Origin of the sequence: Acinetobacter sp. NIPH 298 (assembly GCF_000369505.1) — a bacterium.
Taxonomy (GTDB): Bacteria; Pseudomonadota; Gammaproteobacteria; order Pseudomonadales; family Moraxellaceae; genus Acinetobacter.
In genome coordinates this window covers 401993-421611 of the sequence record NZ_KB850054.1, presented here as the reverse complement: position 1 = coordinate 421611, position 19619 = coordinate 401993, and the positions used below count along the sequence as shown (strand labels likewise).

Genomic DNA, 19619 nt, shown 5'->3' with positions numbered 1-19619 from the left:
AATCAAGATTAAATCGATTTGCATCATTCATTAGCTTGTTGATTCTCGAGCAAACTATTTGGCAGCACCGCATTTGCCATCAGATGCTTTTTTATCAGCACCGCATTTTGCATCTGTTGCTTTATGTGTTGCTCCACACTTTGCTTCAGCAGTTTTTTTATCAGCGCCGCATTTGGCTTCCGTGGTTTTATGTTGTTTTTTTGCCTTATCAGCGCCACATTTGGCTTCACCACATTTTGCATCTGCAGTTTTAGTCACATGTGTTTCAGTGGTAGTCGAAGCAGCAGAGACTTGAGTCGTTGCACCAACCATCGAAAGTGCGACCAATGCAGCGACTGAAGTCATTGAGTTTAATTTATTCATTTTGGAGTTCCTTTTTTGAGTCAATTTTTAAGTTTGTACTAGGGTACATATCATTAGACGAGAGACCAATCCATTTATTACAGTTAAAACTAAAAAAATTATTGTAATAAATTAACTCTTCAACCGACTAACAATCATTGAATGCTATTTGGTGTGAAATTCTCATGAAGTACTTAATTAACTCAGTATTGCACTGGTATCAACAAAGCCTACAATATTTTAGACACCTTGATGGAATTGCTGCACTCGCGCTAAGAATCTATCTCGTTCCTATTTTCTGGATGGCTGGGCAAAATAAGCTCATGCATTTTAATGATACTGTAGCGTGGTTCGGCAATCCTGACTGGGGATTGGATTTGCCCTTTCCTACCCTAATGGCAGGACTTGCAACTTCGGCTGAACTTGGTGGCGCAGTATTATTAGCACTTGGGCTTTTTACTCGTTTAGTGAGTATTCCACTGATCATCACCATGATCGTTGCAATATTAACGGTACATCTTCCCAATGGCTGGCAAGCGATTGCGGATGCAAATGCCCCCTTTGCAAATGCGCAAGTCTTAGCATCTTCAGAAAAATTAGAAAAAGCACGTGAGATTTTACAAAACTATGGAAATTATGATTGGCTGACGTCGAGCGGTTCATTGGTGATTTTAAATAATGGAATCGAATTTGCTGCAACTTATTTGATTATGTTGTTGGCTTTGATTGTTCTTGGCGGAGGTCGGTATTTTAGTTCCGATTATTGGCTATCTCGATATATGAATAAATTTAGAAAGTAAGAGAATGATACAAAACAATCGCATGGCTTAGTTCGATCTAGCCATGCTGAGCATCAGTACCCGTTTGAAAAAACTCGGTTTTAAAGCCTACTTTCAGATAGTCTAAGGCAAAAGCTTATTTAACCTTTCTGCACCAAATAACGATATTCAGTATTACTATTTTCATCCAAACTTTCTTCTTTGAGCAATAACTCATGTCCCAAATGCATACAAAACTTAGGGATATCCCATGATGTGGAAGGGTCCGTTGCAAACACTTCAACGATGTCGCCTGACTTTGCTCTACGGATCGCCTGATGTAACATCATCACTGGCTCGGGGCAACGTAACCCTCTCGTATTGAGTTGAACAGTAGCTAGGTTTGATTGTTCAGACATCATAAAACTCAAATATTCGAATTTTCATATTTTAACATAAAGGGACGATTTAGAAATCATCTACAAGTTTTGAAAAAACTGTACGTTTCTTGCATCGTTTTGTTGATGCATATCTGCTTTTTCTTCGGTATGATGAAAATCATCTAATTGATATAGAGAGTCTTTAGGAAAGATCATGATCGAGGAATCCAGTCCGTCGTGGGGTATGCGCGGCCTAAGAAAATGGTTAGGTACTGCACCAGAAACCCGCGATGAATTACTCAAGTTAGTCCAAGACTCACGTCGCTTTTTAGAGCCAGATACTGTTGCTATGCTTGAGGGTGTTCTTGATCTGCCAGCAACAAAGATTCGAGAAGTCATGACCCCACGTACAGCGATGATTAGCTTACAAGAGGATGACCAGCTACTCGATATCTTAGATGTCCTGATTGATTCAGCACATTCACGTTTCCCTGTATTTTCAGCAGATCAAACTGACAATGTTGTCGGTGTTCTACTCGCAAAAGACCTTTTACCTTTTTTAACTGATCGCAATGTTAAAGTGGATATTAGCGCCTTAATGCGCCAGCCAGTCTTTGTTCCTGAAAGTGCGCGTACCGACCAAGTGTTGCGTATGCTCAAAAACACACAAACTCATATTGCAATTGTGATTGATGAGTATGGTTCAACGTCTGGTTTAGTGACGCTTGAAGATATTCTTGAAGAAATTGTTGGTGAAATCGAAGACGAGCATGATATTGCAGATGAAGAAGCTTTATATATCGTGCCAGACAATGACCCAACCACAGCCAATACATGGATCGTTCAGGCGCTTACACCAATTGAACATTTCAACACAATTTTAAATGCTGAATTTTCTGATGATGAAGTTGAAACTATGGGCGGCCTGCTGCTACAAGAAATCGGTTTAGTCAGTGATTTACAAGGTCAAACCATTGAGCTTGACGACTGGCAATTTACCATTATTGAAGCAGATGCACGCACTATTCATCTGATTCGAGCTGTCCGTTCATGAGAACATATTTTGAAAAGCTGTTAAATCCTTCTCAACCGCAAAAACAGCTCCCCTTTATCGTTCCACTGTTGATTGCACTCATTTCGGGTGCAATCTTTAGTTTGGCTCTTGCACCTTATTATTTTTGGTGGTTGGCGATTTTGTCACCCGCATTGCTATATGCGGTGTTACGCCAACGTAGTCCTAAACAAGCTTTCGTTTTAGGCTGGGCCTATGGATTCGGTTTATGGTTTGTTGGGGCATTTTGGCTCTACACTTCAATTCACGTCTATGGCGACACCAGTGCGATTCTAAGTGTGCTAATGATCGTCGTTATGGCGCTGTTGATGGGATTATTTACCGCCCTACAAACATGGCTATATCGTCGTTTTTTCCCAGAAACTCCCCTGACTTTTGCGCCAATTTGGGTCTTGTTTGAATGGGCTAAAACGTGGGTATTTACTGGTTTTCCATGGTTATTTGCAGGCTATGCCTTTACTGAACGACTCTTAGATGGCTATGCACCATTGTTTGGTATTTATGCTGTTTCATTCGTGGTGATTGTACTTGCTTGTGCCTTGGTCGAGATTTTAAATCGACGTTGGTTTTGGGTGATTCCATCGGCATTATTGGTTTTAGGTGCATGGGCTGTCGGATATATTCAATTCGTACAACCTAAAGCCGCTAAACCGCTCAGTGTTTCATTGCTTCAAGGTAATATTCCACAAGATCTTAAATGGTTAACTGAATACCAGATCAAGACCCTCGAAATTTATGCAACGCTAACGCGTAAAGAATGGGGTCGTGACCTGATTGTTTGGCCTGAGTCTTCAATTCCGCTATTTCAGACAGATATTCCTGAATTCTTAGCGGCAATGGATACCCAAGCCCAAGCATCAGGGAGTGCATGGGTCACTGGGATTCCATATTGGGATATACCTAAATCACAACAAGTTGGTGAGCCTCAGTACTACAACAGCATTATGGCATCTGGCAGTGACTCTTCTGGTTTATATAAGAAACAACGCTTGGTTCCATTTGGTGAATATATTCCTTTATCAGGGCTGCTGAAATGGGTACTACCTGCCATGCAAAATGATGTCAGTATGGCTGGTTTTTCTCGGGGTGAAGCGAATCAAAAACCCTTAACTGTTAAAGGACATGCTTTAGCTGCGGCGATTTGCTACGAAGTTGCCTATCCAAACCTGACGCGTCGTAATGCATTGAATAGTGACTTTCTCATTACGGTTTCTAATGATGCTTGGTTTACTGGTACAGCAGGACCTTGGCAACATTTGCAAATGGTACAAATGCGCGCCAAAGAAAATGGTCGTTGGTTTATCCGTGCCACCAATACAGGTGTTACTGCGTTTATTGACCATCATGGTCATATTGTAAAGCAAGCACCAGTCGATCAAGAGTTTGTGCTACGTGGCGATTTACCCGCCATGCAAGGGCAAACGCTATATAGTCGTTTAAGTGATTACCCGATCCTGATCTTTTCAGTTCTTTTACTGATGATGGGTTGGTTCTATCGTCCTCGCAAGGTCGATGTTTCATTTAAATCACGGCGATAAGATAAAAAGAGCGTTTTTAAATAAAACGCTCTTTTTTTTGAATCAATAAAAATCAAAATACCAGTGATAATTGCACACTTAAATACGCGACTAAACTGGATAAAAATAACATCGGAATATAGCGATAGGCTTTAAACAAAAGCTGCTCATAATTAGAAATGAATGCTTTATTATCCCAAACACTGGTTTTCAAAGCACTTAAAAAGCAAAGTACAAACCAAGCACTCAACATACTTAGTGCAAAAAAGCCAATCATGATTTGGCTACTGCCTTCCGTTGTTTGCCACAGATTTAATGCAGCTTGACTAATCGGCAACAAGCTTAAAATGAGCAACACAGATTTAAGCATGGCCCAATGAAACTGATTCAGTTCATCCAACACAAAAAAAGCTTTCATCTGCGACCTCCCCATATATCATATTTATGATCTAGATTTATTATGCAAAGCTTTGAACTAAAGGAAAAGACTATTTTTATGCATAATTTCTTTTTCTTGTAACGATTAAATATGGGAATAGTTCTTATTATAACTATCAAATAATCAGTATTTTATTATATTTTTACATTTCAAATATTTAGATTATATTTTGGAATCAAGAAACATTATCACTTCACTCTTGATTTATTTAGTGATTGAATGAAGTGATATCTTGAGTTAAAAATTATGGCTGATAATAAATATCTGCATCATTACCTTCACCACCTTCTTTACCATCCGCACCAAACGAATATAAATCAAATGAACGACCTTCACGGCCAGGCATCACATATTGCAAATCATTTTCCCAACTGTCTTTCGGATAACCACCTTTAACATAACCACCCGGTAACCAGTTTTTTGCAGATGCAGGTTGATTGACCAAAGCGTCTAAACCACCATCCTGCATTGATGGGTAACGACCATTATCTAGTTTATATTGATCTAATGCGCCAGCCACACCTTTTAAAGTAATGCTAGTGGTATCGACTTTGGCTTTTTCACCACGCCCCATCACATTGGGTACGATCAGTGCCGCTAAAACACCTAAAATTACAATCACCACCATTACTTCAATGAGGGTGAAACCTGAGGCACGATTCATTCGAGCAGCGCTCGAACGTGCCGCAAGACGAGGAGCTATGCTTCGAGTAGCAGGATTAAGCTTCTGCTCAGCGTTAAACGATGCCGCAAGACGAGAAGCTGTGCTGCGAGTACCAGAATTCAAACTATTTTCAACATTGTGTTTATTCATTAAATTATTCATTTTCATCTCAAACATCAAATTTCCTAGATCATATTATTCATATTAATAATTGGCAACATAACCGCAATGACAATCACCAAGACAATCGCCGCCATAAAAACCAGCATCAAAGGTTCAAGCAACGCCAACATCGTTGATATAAATGTGGTGACCTCGCGATCCTGCATCGTAGATGCACGGTCTAACATGCGATCCAATTCACCTGATGCTTCACCACTTCGGATCATTTGTACCATCATTGGTGGAAAATAACCGCATCGCTCTAACTGCGTTGCCAAATTACCACCTTCTGTTACACGTTCCATTGCGACTTGAATCGCATCACGTACCACCCAGTTATTGCTCACTTCTGCACCAATGCGAAGTGCTTCTACTAAAGGTACGCCTGATCGAGTCAGAATAGACAGGGTGCTGGCAAATCGTGCCGCATTTATACCACGTGAAAGTTTACCAAATAGTGGCAGTCTGAGCGTTAATCGGTCAAATGCGTAGTGCCCTGCGGTGGTTCGTAAAAAACGTGTGAATAATACAATGACAATAAAAGCCAACAGCAATATCCCAATCCATGTTTGCTTGATGAATGCACTGGCTTTCATCAACAACACCGTAATCCATGGCAACGCTTCTTTACTCTGCTCAAAAGTCTTTACAATTTCAGGAACCACATAGGTCATCAGCCCCATGACGATCGCAAATGACATCAACATCAGGATAATCGGATAGATCATCGCACCCTGAATTTTCTTTTGCATCGCAAAACGATTTTCGGTGTAATCAGAAAGCTGATCTAAAATAAGATCTAAATGCCCTGAGCGTTCACCTGCTGCCACCGTTGCAATATAGAGTTCAGGAAATCGTCCTGATTGTTGCATCGCTTGTGCAAGCGAATGACCTTCCATGACTTTTGAGCGCACGGAAGACAGTAAGTTTTGCACATGCGATTTTTCGCTTTGTTTACTGACCGCACGTAATGCTTCTTCAAGTGGAATACCGGCAGCAACCAGTACCGAAAGCTGACGGGTCATCAATGCTAAATCATAAGCACTAAAGCCTTTTTTAAACCATGAGTGCTGTTGTTGTTTATCTTTTTGTTCAACGGTTTCAACCGCAATCGGTGTCCATGCTTTATCTCGTAACTGTTGACGAATTTGACGTGCGGAATCTCCCTCAAGCACACCTTTGTGTTGCTTTCCAGAAGCATCAATAGCAGTAAATTGATAAGCTGGCATGGTTCTGTTCTAATTGTCCAAAATGTTGTTGTTAAGCTGCGTCCTTGTAAGGGATGAGAAGCCAAAGTGTCGCAAGTCATCTGAGGCAGATTGACCTTATGCACAGCACTGTAGCACAGGGCTGATTGATATTTCATCCATGTCTTGCTTTATCAGCTAAAATGATCCAAACAAGGTATGAAATCGTACCATTTAACACATGAATAAAGCCTATATGCCTACCGAAAATTCTAACGCTATTCTTTACCGTATTCGAGTCGCCATACCTGTATTTGTGTATGACATGTTTGACTACACAGTCAGTGCTGAGCAATATGCACAAGCACAGGTGGGTGCACGCGTTGCAATTTCTTTTGGTCGACAAAACCTTGTTGGCATTATTACTGAAAAAGTTGATCCTAACGAGCCATTTACGGGACAATTCAAGCTTAAAGCCATCACTGAGCTACTCGATCAGCAAGCCATTATAGATCAGCAAGTTTTAACTTTGGTGACATGGTCAGCGCAATATTATCAATTCCCCATTGGCGAAGTCATGCAAAGTGCTTTGCCCACATTATTAAGACAAGGTCGTGCTTTAGATATTCTATTTCACCAGTGGCTTATTGTACCGCACGACAACCCTGATGCTTTATTAAAACGTTCTCAAAAACAATATGATGCTTACCAAGTATTAAAATTACATCCGCAGGGTACCACTGAAAATATTTTAAATTTGAGTGGCGTAGAAACAGCAACACTCAAAGCATTAGAAAAAAAGGGGCTAATTGAGTGTCGTCTTGAGCCACATGATTTCACCCCGACGCCTGTGCAATTGGCACAAGTGCCACTCACCCCGAATGAAGATCAGAAAAAAGCCATTCAACATATCCTCAAAGCACAACAGCATTACCAAGCCTTTTTACTCGATGGCTTAACTGGTAGCGGTAAAACCGAAGTGTATTTGCAGGTGATGTATGAGGTATTAAAACAAGGCAAACAAGTATTGGTACTGGTGCCTGAGATTGGTTTGACCCCACAAACCGTTGCTCGCTTTAAATCACGTTTTCATTGTGATGTGGCATTGATGCACTCTGGTTTAAATGATTCGAAACGCTTGCAAGCATGGCAACATGCACAAGCAGGCAAAGCATCAATCATCATCGGCACTCGCTCCGCGATCTACACGCCACTTCCTCATCTCGGCCTAATCATCTTAGATGAAGAGCATGACCTCTCCTACAAACAACAAGAAGGCTTTCGCTATCATGCCCGCGATGTCGCCTTATATCGGGGGCATTTGCAAGGCTGCCCCGTGATTCTAGGTTCTGCCACACCAAGTATTGATAGTTATCATCTGGTGGAATCTGGAAAACTGCATTTGCTCGAACTCAATCAACGTGCTGGCGTCGCTGTACTCCCCAAAATGCATGTAATTGATTTAAAAATTGCCAAGAAAAAACATGGCATCAGCCAAAACTTAATCGAGCAGATCAAACTGACCTTAGAGCGCAAAGAACAAGTGCTGATCTTTCTCAATCGTCGAGGTTATGCACCGATTCTGATGTGTGAAAGTTGTGGTTGGCAAGCCAATTGCCCACATTGTGATGCCCACTTTACCCTGCACTCTCAACCTTATCACTATTTGCATTGTCATCATTGCGGTACGATTCATCGACTACCTGATGATTGCCCTGCATGCCAAAAGAAAACGCTCAAAACCATTGGTGCGGGCACGGCAAAACTTGAAGAACACTTACAAGAACTTTTCCCTCATCACGAGGTCATTCGAGTTGATCGTGACAGTACCAGTCGTGTCGGAAGCTGGCAAAAAATTTATGATCGGATTCAGCAGAACAAACCTAATATTTTGTTGGGTACACAAATGTTGGCCAAAGGACATCATTTTCCGCATGTGACGCTGGTGGCGATTTTAGACATTGATGCAGGTTTGCTCAGTGTTGATCTACGTGCGCCTGAACGTACTGCACAATTGATCGTTCAAGTTGCAGGCCGTGCAGGTCGTGGTGAACATAAAGGTAGTGTTTATTTACAAAGCCTGCGCCCAGATCATCCCATGCTCACCACTTTGATTAAGCATGACTATCGGACTGTCGCGAAGCAAATGCTGGCAGAACGCAAGATCGCCATGCTGCCCCCTTATCGTTATACGGTGTTGGTTCGAGTGGAATCCAAAGATCGAGCATATAGCCAACAATTCTTAGCTGAAATCGCGCAACAATTCAGAACGATGGCTGCTGATCTAGTCGATATCTGGGGACCGATCCCAGCACCGATGGAGCGCAAAGCAGGACGTTTCCGTGCCCACATGGTGATTTTGTCTGCTGATCGGGCAAAATTGCATTTTTATCTGCGCCAATGGTGGCAACAAGTGGTACATTTACCTCGTCTACATCAACTCAGACTGTCGATTGACGTAGATCCACAAGAGTTTAGTTAACCCTACTTAATATGTCAGACATAAAATCTCACATGAAATATGAGACTCGAAGATGTCATTCACAACCTGCATGGTTCATTTAATATATTGTTTCCGCGATATATTGGATCGCTGAAAGAAGTAAACAGGTTTTGTGGATGACAAATGGTTTTGCCTACTTTTCCCGAAAGAAAAGTAGGTCGAACCGAAGGTTTGTCCTAAAATTGGATGAGATCTCTGCAAGACTCCGTCATAATCATCCATGAATTAAAAAATTAGAAACAAGTTAAATCCGATGTAGGTTGCTTAATGTCTTTATTACTCCCGATCATTTTTTTACTGGCTGCGACTTTAATTTTTGTGCCACTAGCAAAACGCTATGCCGCAAGCACTGTTTTGGGTTATCTCATTGCAGGGCTTTTGCTTGGCTCAAGTGTGTTCGCACTGATCACCGATACACAACTGATTCGCCAATTGACCGATTTAGGCATGATCATGCTGATGTTCTTTATTGGTTTCGCTTTTCGTCCTCGACACCTCTGGGTACAACGCCGCAGCATTTTAAAAAATAGTTGTTTTCCACTCAGCATTATCAGCATCATTTTGGTGAGTGTCTGCTTTCTGTTGTTACAAAATCTTCTCAGCAGTATTATTCTCGGTATTGCCTTGGCATTTTCTTCAGTCACTTTAATTCAGCAATTACTGCATCAAAAACAACAACTCAATAGTACATTTGGGCAGTCAGCCTCCAATACCCTACAATTTCAAGTTTTCATTGCGATTATTTTAATTGCACTTTTCCCCTTATTAGAAGATACCGCAACCACTCAACACGGCATTGCTTATTTTGCTGCGATCATTGCTACTGTTTCAGGTTTGTTCTTGGCCAGTCGTTATTTGGTTCGTCCTGCATTTCGCTTCTTGGCCCGTCATCATAGTCTTGAGCTCATTCCAATACTGAGTTTATTGGTAGTTGTTGCAGTTATTTTAATCATGGATATTCTCAACATCCATGTGTTGATTGGTGCATTTCTCGCAGGATTATTACTCGCAGAAACCGAATTTAAAGCAGAAGTCGAACGCATTATTCATCCTTTTAAAGATGCGGCAATTGGACTGTTTTTCCTTGCAATCGGTTTGGGGCTTTCATTTAGTCCCCTATTGCAATCACCGTTATTGATCCTCGCATCTATTCTTGTTTTAGTGATCGTTAAAGCAGGCGTAGTTGCTGCTATCAGCTATTATCAACATCGTCATGCCAAGTTAAGTACCCTGCTTGCAGTAACGTTGGCGCAAAGTGGTGAGTTGTCATTTATCCTGCTAAAAATTGCTGAAAGTGAAAATGTATTCGCCTCTAATATGCTCGAATCGACCATGCTGATTGTTTTTGGCTCAATGCTACTCACGCCATTATTATATTGGTTATTCAACGCTAAAATATTGCCGATGATGCTGAAAAAAATAGCTATTCCAACTGAAGATGTACCCCAACATCCAATTCTGATTGTCGGTTTTGGTCGTTTCGGGCAAGTGGTCGCTCGAGCTTTACATGCGCAAGGCAAGCAATTCAGTATCATTGACAGTAACCAGCCAGATGCTGATTTTGTGCAAAAATACGGGCATCGTTTCATTGATGCCGATGTAAGCCAAGTTGAAAACTTACGTGCGGCTGGCATTGAGCATTGTAAATTACTGATCCTTGCCATTGATGATGTGGAAGACGGTATGAATCTAGCGCGTTATCTGCGTTTGAATTATCCAGACTTGAATATCATGGTTCGTGCCCGAGATCGTCACCACACCCATCTACTAAATGGTTTAGGTATTCAACATATTTGGCGTGAAACCTATGCATCATCATTGAATATGGCACAACAAGCGTTAATTGAAACAGGTCTTTCCAACGAAGAAGCACAATCACAGATTGAACAATTTAAACAACAAGATCAGCAACTGCTTGAGCAACAGCATTGGTCACATGCTGAATATGATTTGATTGGTGCTTATCCAAATGCAATTGCGGAACTCGAATACTTGTTTGAAAATACAAAAATCATCGCCCAAGATCGTGTGCCGGATGAACAAACTAAACAAAGTGATGCAAATTCACCGCATGAAACATCTTGAGTTTTAGCAAACAGACACCATTATTGACTGCATAACCATTCACCTTTTTATAAAAGCCCTAAGCGCTTTTCAAGGCAAAGCATTGCTTTGTTTCCCCAATACGGGGTGCTGGAGAAAAATATGTCTGATTTACGCCAACGCTTTTTTATTGAAGATAGTCCTATCCGCGGTGAAATAGTTCATTTAGAAGAAGCACTGCAAACCATTTTGGCGAAACGTGAGTATATGCCTGCGGTACAAAGCTTATTGGGTGAAATGTTAAGTGCAACAGCCTTACTTGCAAGCACCATGAAAATCCAAGGGCGTATTAGCTTACAAATTCAAGCAAATGGCACATTTAAATGGGCAATGGCGGAATGTAACCATTTAGGTGAAGTGCGTGCTTTGGCTGATTATGAAGAAGATCCACGCTTCGCCGAAGGTACAGATAGTCGCACGGTGCTTGCATCATTGACCAATCCAATTTTGTTCATCAATATTGAACCTGAACATGGCGAACGCTATCAAGGTATTGTTCCACTCGATAAACCGACTTTGGCAGGTTGTTTAATACAATACTATGATTTATCCGCACAAATCCCAACCCATATTGTCCTAGCGACCAATAGTCAACGTTCAGGTGGTTTATTGATTCAACTACTTCCTCGTAATGAAGAGGAACAAGAGTTCGTTGATGAAGATTTATGGCCACGTTTAACCCTGCTGACTGAGACCTTAAAGCCAGAAGAACTCACTGATCTTTCAGCCAATGAAATTCTTTATCGTTTGTATAATGAGGAAGAAGTGCGTTTGCCCGAGGCTGAGCAATTAAAATTTGGTTGTACCTGTTCTAGAGAGCGTTGTGCCAATGCTTTGATTCAAATTGGTGTAGCGGCGGTGCATGAATCCCTTGAAATCCAAAACCCAATTCAAATGGATTGCCAATGCTGTAACACACGTTACGAGTTTACCGCTGAAGAAGCTTTAGGTTTATTTGGTGAACATTTGAGTTAATTGATATTAGCTTGAAGCTGATAGCCAAATTTCAAAAAACAGACATTTCATGGAAAGTCACATATGAAGTGTCTGTTTTTTTATTTTTAATTTAAAAACCATAATTACGTATTATGGATCACACAAGACTTCTTGATTTAAATTTACTTTTTGACTCAACATCCAAGATGTTTTCTGTCCTTTATAAAGCTCAATCTTAAAAAGATAATTTTGTCTGTCTAGCAAGTGAATTTGGTAAAGTTCCAATTTCCAATTCTTTATTGGATACCGACTGACACTATAAGGCTTACATCTAGGAATATTAACAAGTGATTGGAAAGAACAAACAACCATATCTTTAGAAATAGCCTTGCAATTGTTCCAATAGCCATTACCACCTTCAGGATAAATAGAATGTAGATTTATCCACGATTGTTTCTCCTGTACCGAAGCTAAGTCATGATTATTCAAATACAGTGACCGCTCAACAGAATCAGAATATTTGAATTCTGAAATGCATATAGCACTATCTAAAAAACATGTTTTTTTAGGATTATACATTTGGTATATAAAGTATATAAGGCATAACCCAACAACAAGAAATATAGCTCTTCTCATTTTTTAGCTCTATGTGCGAACATCTATTAAAATTAACATTTAAAATAAGACCATATACAGTAAGCCATGACCATCCCTCATAACTCAAATTTTATTTATCTATTTACATAGGAATCTTCAATATCAAACTTCCTATCAAATTGGATTGCTAATTTAAAAAAACGAATAAATTTCTTCTGATGTTATAGATACTATTTTTTATTTTCTGTTATGTATGAAAGAAAATAATCTTGTAAACAAGCATCAAACGTTTCATCCCCATTTTTTAGACTAAACTCATAATCACCCTCACCTAAATCATTAGTACCATCCAAAACTCCAAATAAATTTGAAGTGGTATCAACCATGATTTGATGAATTATTTCAAAGAAAATTTCTTTATTCTCTTCAGGCAAAGAATCAAATAATGATTGTGCCTTTTTCCAGTATGGATCTTTCACATCTTCAATTCTTGTATTAAAGAATAATTTCTTATAAAGAATTAAATTTTCATCGAAAATATATTTGTTTATTTTCTCTACAAATTCTTGAGAATCCATTCGACCACCTACTTTTAAAATGCCCGCTTCTATTACATTTACACAATTTTTATTTAAATTTTAGATTTTGAGCAACCATTGATTACGACAGACTAATATTTACTATCACAGAAACATTAGACTTATTTAGTATAACATTTGGACAATCTCATTTCGGATGATCTTTATACAGTAAAACATATGGGTTCTTACTGAAACAATATCAACACATATCCTCTCTATTCTTTCTTGCCCAATCGTCAAATAATGGAATAAAAGTAAAACATTATGACAATAGACTATGGCAAAGAATTATTACGAAGACCTGGGTGTGGCACGCGATGCCTCAGCAGACGAAATCAAAAAAGCCTATCGTAAACTGGCGCGGAAATATCATCCTGACGTCAGCAAAGAGGCTGATGCTGAAGCCAAAATGCAAACGATCAATGTCGCTTATGACACCTTAAGTAACACCGAAAAAAAAGCTGAATATGATCAAATGTTAGATCATCCACAAGGCTTTGCTGGTTTTAGTCAAAATAACAATCAAGGCAGTGGATTTGATAGTTCACAATTTTATCGTCAAAGTTCGGGAGACAATGCTGACTTTAGTGGTTTTGAAGATTTATTTGGTCGCTTCGGTTCTGGATTTGGTGGTGGACAACAACGTTCGCAACGCCAACAACGTAGCTATCGCGGTGAAGATCAACATGCCAGCATTCAAGTCGATTTATCTGTCGCCTATCAAGGTTCAACTCAACAAATTAGTTTGCAAATACCAACCTACAATGCCTATGGTGAACCTGAAATACAGCGTAAGACACTAGAGGTTAAAATTCCAAAAGGAATGAAAGAAGGTCAACAGATCCGCTTAAATGGTCAAGGACAAAGCGGGATCAACGGCGGTGAAAACGGTGATCTTTATATTGAAATTCAATACAATGATACTGATCGCATCCGTGTAGAAGGTGCAGATGTATACCAAACCATTGATGTCAGTCCTTGGGAAGCTGGTTTAGGACAAAGTATTGGGGTGAATACACCCGCAGGACAACTTAATGTCAATTTACCTAAAAATGCAAAAAATGGGCAACAATTACGTTTAAAAGATAAAGGCATTCCAAACAAAATCGCAGGACATCTTTATCTGATCATTAACATCGTTTTACCACCAGCACATAGTGAACAAGAGCAACAAGCCTATCAGCAATTTGCTGATGCTTTCTCCTCTTTCCAACCTCGTGCAAGATAAGGAGTAAGATCATGACAACGATTCAATACAAAGAAATCCAATATGATGGTCACTGCCAAATTGAAATCATTGATGAACAAATGGCACTAGACCTTGAACGCTTTGCTGAAACTTGTGGTCAAAGTACAGAATGGGTACTCAAACTGATTGATTACGATATTTTGCAAGTTCAAGTTGATCCGCAAAGCTATCAATTTATTGGTGAAGATGTGGCTCGCGCACGTCGTGCTTATCGTTTACAACGCGACTTTGACGCGAGTTTATCGGCAGTTGCGGTTATGCTGGATCTAATCGATGAAGTACAACAACTGCGTAAACAGTTAAGGCATTTTCATTAAAAAAAGTCCGCATTTAGCGGACTTTTTTGTATTGCTCAGCTTAATTACGCTTGTTCAATATCTTTCATAGTCAATTTGATACGACCACGATTGTCTACATCAGCAACCTGAACTTTAAGTTCTTGGCCTTCTTTCAAGACATCAGACACATTCGCAATACGCTCATTCGAGATTTGTGAAATGTGAAGTAAACCATCAGTACCTGGCATGATGTTTACAAACGCACCAAATTCAACGATACGAATCACTTTGCCATCATAGATTTTACCTGGTTCAACTTCAGCAGTAAGCGCTTGGATTTTTGCAATCGCCGCTTTAGCAGCCGCTTTGGTTTCACCAAATACGCGAACTGTACCATTATCTTCGATATCAATCGCAGCTTTGGTTTCTTCAGTAATGGCACGAATCGTTGCGCCACCTTTACCAATCACATCACGGATTTTGTCTGGGTTAATGGTGATCACTTCAAATGTCGGTGCATGTGCATTGATTTCAGGACGCGCACGTGAAATGACTTTGTTCATTTCATTGAGGATGTGCATACGACCAGCAAATGCTTGGTTAAGTGCAGCTTCCATGATTTCTTCAGTGATGCCTTCAATCTTGATGTCCATTTGAAGTGCAGTAATACCATTGGCAGAACCAGCAACTTTAAAGTCCATATCACCTAAGTGATCTTCATCACCTAAGATGTCAGAAAGAACTGCAAAACGCTCACCTTCTTTCACTAGACCCATTGCGATACCCGCAACTGGCGCTTTCAATGGAACACCTGCATCCATAAGTGACAATGAAGCACCACATACAGAAGCCATTGAAGATGAACCATTCGATTCAGTGATATCAGATACGATACGAATCACGTACGGGAAGCGATCTGCCGCAGGAAGAACAGCCTGAACACCACGACGCGCTAAACGACCATGACCGATTTCACGACGTTTAGGACCTGATTCACGACCTGTCTCGCCTACAGAGTATGCAGGGAAGTTATAGTGCAACATGAAGTTGTCAGTTTTAGTACCCGCAAGCGTATCCACCATCAACGCATCACGTGTATTACCTAAAGTCGTTGTCACTAAAGCTTGCGTTTCACCACGTGTGAATAATGCAGAACCGTGCGCACGACCTAATACGCCCACTTGAACGTCGATACCACGAACTGTTTCAGTATCACGACCATCAATACGTGGTTTACCAGACAAGATATTGTCACGTACGGTACGGTATTTAAGCTCTTCAAATAATTCGTTTACTTCGTCAGCAATACCAGTTTCGTCATTTTCAGGAACGAACTGTGCAACTGCTTCTGCATAAAGTGCATCAAGTGCTGCATAACGGTCTTGTTTCACCGCAATGGTATATGCATCAGAGATTTTAGCTTCAAACGCTGCTTTTAATTGCTCAAGCAATGCTTCGTTTTTAGTTGGCGCAACCCAAGTTGACTCAACTGCACCCGCAGCAGCAGCAAATTCTTTAATCGCTTGAATCGCGATTTGCATTTCGTCATGACCAAAAAGTACAGCACCGAGCATTTGGTCTTCTGAAAGTTCTTTCGCTTCAGATTCAACCATTAATACTGCTGATTCTGTACCAGCAACCACAAGGTCAAGATCGCTTTCTTTTAACTGCTCATGGTTCGGGTTAAGAACGTATTCACCGTTGATCAAACCAACACGTGCACCAGCGATTGGACCACGGAATGGAACAGATGCAATTGACATTGCAGCTGAAGTACCAAGCATTGCAGCAATATCGGCATCCATCGTTTTGTCAGAAGAAATAACCGTTGCTGTTACTTGGATTTCGTTATAGAAACCTTCTGGGAACAATGGACGGATTGGACGGTCAATGAGGCGTGAAATTAAAGTTTCAGCTTCAGACTGACGACCTTCACGTTTGCCATAACCACCTGGGATACGACCCGCAGCATATTGTTTTTCTTGATAGTTAACAGTAAGTGGGAAGAAGTCTTGCCCTGCTTTTGCTTTAGGTTGAGCAACGACAGCCACAAGTACAGTGACACCACCCATCGTTACAACAACAGTATTCGCTTGACGCGCAACACGACCCGTTTCTAAAACAACTTGATGTTGACCAAATTGGAATTCTTTACGAATGATATTAAACATTGACATGTATTTTAATTTCCTAGTTTTAATTCTAGTGAGACCCCTAAGGTTTGGCATTCAGACTACAACTACTGTGTAGATAAATGACAAAGCTTAGAAGCCATCGCACTAGACCAAAGATTTTTAAAAAAGTTAAACACAAAGAAGGAGCGAACATGCGCCCCTTCTATAAAATCACCTAAGATAGATTAGGTGAAACTTTCTTCTCAGCGATAAAGCACTGTGACATGCGAAATACCGAAAACAAAGCCAAATCGAATTAACGACGTAAACCTAGTTCGCCGATCAAAGCAACATAACGACCGTGATCTTTACCATTTAAATAGTCAAGAAGTTTACGACGTTGGTTAACCATACGAATCAAACCACGACGACTATGGTGGTCGTGTTTGTGTTCTTTAAAGTGGCTCTGTAAATCATTGATTTGAGCAGACAATAAAGCAACTTGTACTTCTGGTGAACCAGTGTCGTTTTCAGCACGAGCAAATTTAGCGATGATCTCTGCGCGATCTGCGTTTGTTAAAGCCATTCGATTTCTCCGAGATGCTTAAAAAAATAAATGATATTGATCAGTTCTAAGAACTGACTGCCGTGCATCACTACAGCAAGTTGGCTATTTTAAGTGATCTCTGACTATATTGCAAAAATGTTTTAATGACACGGGCATTTCGGCAGCTGACAGCCCGTATAAAAAGATGCACACTAGCTAAGTTCTGTTTTCAATTTATGACAGAAATGAAAGAAAAACGAAAAAATGCGAGGGAATCGTGAAAATTTTATCAACCAATACCTGTTATGTACCCCATGATTTAAATCAAGTCATTCGCTCTAAAGATGAAGTTGCTGCTGAACTCGGGGGAATGACCAGTGCTCAGATTGGAAAAATTTGGAATAGTGTCGAACACTTGTACAAAACAGGTAACTATCCACTGATTACCTTGTGTCTACGTCGAAAAGGACAAATTCTAATTAACCGTAGTATTGGTTATGCTCAAGGCAACTCGCCTGATGGCTTAGCCGCCGATGCCAAAGTCGGGACACCTGACACACCTATTTGCTTATTTTCGGCATCTAAAATGGTCACCGCCATGCTGATTCATATGTTAGATGAACGCGGTGATCTAAATTTACTTGATCCGATTAGCTACTATATTCCTGAATATGGCGTAAATGGGAAACGTCGTGCGACCCTTTTTCATTTACTCTCCCACCGCGGCGGCATTCCTCGTATTGACAGTGAAGTCACACCAGAACTGCTGTTTAATCAAGAAGAAATCTTAAAACTGCTGTGTGCAGCCAAACCTGTATCCCCTTCAGGCACGCATCTCGCCTATCACGCCGTCACCGCTGGCTACATTTTAGGTGAAATTGTACAGCGAGTCACAGGTCAAAGCGTTCGTGATTTTTTGGCGGAAAACATAGAAAAACCAATGGGCTTGGACTACTTTAACTATGGTCTAAAACCTGAATATCGTGCCGATGCCGCGCTCAACTACGCAACAGGCATTCATCCAAGCTTGGGTACAGATCATTATCTGCATCGTGTATTGGGCGGTGGTTTGCAGCTTGCAGTTGATGTCACCAACGATACTCGGTTTATGGATACGATTTGCCCCGCAGGAAATATTTACACCAGTGCCGAACAAGCAGGTCGTTTCTTTGAAATGTTGTTGAGTGGTGGTGAATATCAGGGCAAACAAATCATGAGTGCCAAAACGGTTTTTCGTTCGACGCTACCAACATCAGGGATCAGTTTAGATCGCACCTTACTCGCACCAATGCGTTATGCTTTAGGTCCTATGCTCGGTAGTAACCCGATTGGTTTATTTGGCCCGATGACTGGACAAGCTTTTGGACATATCGGTTTCTCTAACATTTTATGCTGGGCTGATCCTGAGCGTGATATCAGTGTCTCACTTTTAACGACTGGGAAATCTGTCGTCGGAACACATTTACCTGCTCTGGCAAAAACCCTCTATCAAATCTCAACCAATTGTCCAAAAATCCCAAAAGATCAACGTCGCTCATTGTTTGCAACTGATCGTACGGAAAATGATTTGGTTTAGTGATTTAACATTCAAATCCATACAAAAAAGCCCAAGTTTTAGCTTGGGCTTTGCGCTTAATTTTTATTGTTTTCATTTTCATTTATTTTTGTTATTTATCTTTTTATTTACGATCATTCAAACCCTCTGAATGAGATTCACACATCATTTTTTTATATAACTGAAAAGAATTTTCTTCTCTTTATACTGATCATTCTATCACAACCAATTGTGGAGAAAAATAGCATTTCTCTTATCTCCTTGTAAGTTAAAACGTACGATTCTGTATAACAATTAACTTAATAATTAAAAATAACTGTCTAACAATGAAGTGGGGAACAAAACGATTTATTGAAGTATCAAACGGGTCGATTCCGTTTCACTTAAACAGCAAAATCCATCAAAGTGTGAATGTTCACGCTTTAAAATCAACCGATATTAAAGGTCAATATTTTTAGGCTTTTATTTGTAAAAATAAAAAAGCCCTGTAGTCTCTCCCAAAACTACAAGGCTTAGCGGCTGTAAGTTTCCTCTTTTATCACTTACTTCACTGTAAGTTCGCTGTCATCACGACGTTATTATTATATTTTTGCGATTTACCTAGTTTTCCCTACTAGGCTCTTTGTGTGTCCATA

At 40.3% G+C, this 19619-nt stretch carries 18 protein-coding genes; 9 read left to right on the top strand and 9 right to left on the bottom strand.

Annotated features, from left to right (window positions below):
* Positions 1 to 54: 54 nt before the first annotated feature.
* Positions 55 to 363: an HvfA family oxazolone/thioamide-modified RiPP metallophore gene (locus tag F903_RS04325; RefSeq protein ID WP_004668438.1), complete on the bottom strand. Its 309-nt coding sequence runs from the start codon at positions 361 to 363 to the stop codon at positions 55 to 57.
* Between the two features lie 164 nt (positions 364 to 527).
* On the opposite strand from F903_RS04325, the gene F903_RS04320 reads away from it, so the two are divergent.
* Complete coding sequence (locus tag F903_RS04320; protein WP_005194844.1) at positions 528 to 1142, top strand: HvfX family Cu-binding RiPP maturation protein; 615 nt, start codon at positions 528 to 530, stop codon at positions 1140 to 1142.
* A 119-nt stretch (positions 1143 to 1261) separates the two neighbouring features.
* On the opposite strand, the gene tusA is transcribed toward F903_RS04320, so the two are convergent.
* Positions 1262 to 1519 carry a sulfurtransferase TusA gene (tusA, locus tag F903_RS04315; RefSeq protein ID WP_005194842.1) on the bottom strand — a complete coding sequence of 86 codons (258 nt, stop codon included), beginning with the start codon at positions 1517 to 1519 and terminating at the stop codon, positions 1262 to 1264.
* Positions 1520 to 1694: 175 nt separating this feature from the next.
* On the opposite strand from tusA, the gene F903_RS04310 reads away from it, so the two are divergent.
* The gene (locus F903_RS04310) at positions 1695 to 2534 is read left to right on the top strand and encodes an HlyC/CorC family transporter (protein ID WP_005194840.1); all 840 of its coding nucleotides are present in this window, start codon (positions 1695 to 1697) and stop codon (positions 2532 to 2534) included.
* The gene (gene lnt / locus F903_RS04305) at positions 2531 to 4090 is read left to right on the top strand and encodes an apolipoprotein N-acyltransferase (protein ID WP_005194838.1); all 1560 of its coding nucleotides are present in this window, start codon (positions 2531 to 2533) and stop codon (positions 4088 to 4090) included. The genes F903_RS04310 and lnt overlap by 4 nt, the downstream gene beginning before the upstream one ends.
* Before the next feature lie 52 nt (positions 4091 to 4142).
* Here lnt and F903_RS04300 read toward each other — a convergent pair whose 3' ends face one another.
* From F903_RS04300 to gspF, 3 genes are all read right to left on the bottom strand, one after another.
* A complete protein-coding gene (locus tag F903_RS04300) occupies positions 4143 to 4487 on the bottom strand; it encodes a hypothetical protein (RefSeq protein WP_004668433.1) in 345 nt (114 codons plus the stop codon).
* Positions 4488 to 4752: 265 nt separating this feature from the next.
* Positions 4753 to 5349: a type II secretion system major pseudopilin GspG gene (gspG, locus tag F903_RS04295; protein ID WP_005194836.1), complete on the bottom strand. Its 597-nt coding sequence runs from the start codon at positions 5347 to 5349 to the stop codon at positions 4753 to 4755.
* Between the two features lie 8 nt (positions 5350 to 5357).
* On the bottom strand, positions 5358 to 6563 hold the full coding sequence (gene gspF, locus F903_RS04290) for a type II secretion system inner membrane protein GspF (protein WP_005194835.1): 1206 nt from the start codon (positions 6561 to 6563) through the stop codon (positions 5358 to 5360).
* Positions 6564 to 6777: 214 nt separating this feature from the next.
* On the opposite strand from gspF, the gene F903_RS04285 reads away from it, so the two are divergent.
* The 3 genes from F903_RS04285 (at position 6778) to F903_RS04275 (ending at position 12102) form a co-directional block, all read left to right on the top strand.
* Entirely contained in the window at positions 6778 to 9003 is a 2226-nt protein-coding gene (locus tag F903_RS04285) for a primosomal protein N' (protein ID WP_416202013.1), read from the top strand.
* A 288-nt stretch (positions 9004 to 9291) separates the two neighbouring features.
* Positions 9292 to 11109, top strand: a complete 1818-nt coding sequence (locus F903_RS04280; RefSeq protein ID WP_005194829.1) for a cation:proton antiporter domain-containing protein — start codon at positions 9292 to 9294, stop codon at positions 11107 to 11109.
* Between the two features lie 120 nt (positions 11110 to 11229).
* Positions 11230 to 12102: an Hsp33 family molecular chaperone HslO gene (locus F903_RS04275; protein WP_004668427.1), complete on the top strand. Its 873-nt coding sequence runs from the start codon at positions 11230 to 11232 to the stop codon at positions 12100 to 12102.
* A 111-nt stretch (positions 12103 to 12213) separates the two neighbouring features.
* On the opposite strand, the gene F903_RS04270 is transcribed toward F903_RS04275, so the two are convergent.
* Both F903_RS04270 and F903_RS04265 read right to left on the bottom strand, forming a co-directional pair.
* On the bottom strand, positions 12214 to 12699 hold the full coding sequence (locus F903_RS04270) for a hypothetical protein (protein ID WP_005194828.1): 486 nt from the start codon (positions 12697 to 12699) through the stop codon (positions 12214 to 12216).
* A 191-nt stretch (positions 12700 to 12890) separates the two neighbouring features.
* On the bottom strand, positions 12891 to 13238 hold the full coding sequence (locus tag F903_RS04265; RefSeq protein ID WP_005194827.1) for a hypothetical protein: 348 nt from the start codon (positions 13236 to 13238) through the stop codon (positions 12891 to 12893).
* 280 nt (positions 13239 to 13518) lie between these two features.
* On the opposite strand from F903_RS04265, the gene F903_RS04260 reads away from it, so the two are divergent.
* Entirely contained in the window at positions 13519 to 14469 is a 951-nt protein-coding gene (locus F903_RS04260) for a DnaJ C-terminal domain-containing protein (protein ID WP_005194826.1), read from the top strand.
* An 11-nt stretch (positions 14470 to 14480) separates the two neighbouring features.
* Complete coding sequence (locus tag F903_RS04255; RefSeq protein WP_005194825.1) at positions 14481 to 14807, top strand: chaperone modulator CbpM; 327 nt, start codon at positions 14481 to 14483, stop codon at positions 14805 to 14807.
* 44 nt (positions 14808 to 14851) lie between these two features.
* On the opposite strand, the gene pnp is transcribed toward F903_RS04255, so the two are convergent.
* Together pnp and rpsO are read right to left on the bottom strand one after the other, a co-directional pair.
* Positions 14852 to 16939 carry a polyribonucleotide nucleotidyltransferase gene (gene pnp / locus F903_RS04250; RefSeq protein WP_171063386.1) on the bottom strand — a complete coding sequence of 696 codons (2088 nt, stop codon included), beginning with the start codon at positions 16937 to 16939 and terminating at the stop codon, positions 14852 to 14854.
* A gap of 259 nt (positions 16940 to 17198) precedes the next feature.
* The gene (gene rpsO / locus F903_RS04245; RefSeq protein WP_004668422.1) at positions 17199 to 17468 is read right to left on the bottom strand and encodes a 30S ribosomal protein S15; all 270 of its coding nucleotides are present in this window, start codon (positions 17466 to 17468) and stop codon (positions 17199 to 17201) included.
* Positions 17469 to 17706: 238 nt separating this feature from the next.
* On the opposite strand from rpsO, the gene F903_RS04240 reads away from it, so the two are divergent.
* On the top strand, positions 17707 to 19005 hold the full coding sequence (locus F903_RS04240) for a serine hydrolase domain-containing protein (protein ID WP_005194824.1): 1299 nt from the start codon (positions 17707 to 17709) through the stop codon (positions 19003 to 19005).
* Positions 19006 to 19619: the final 614 nt, after the last annotated feature.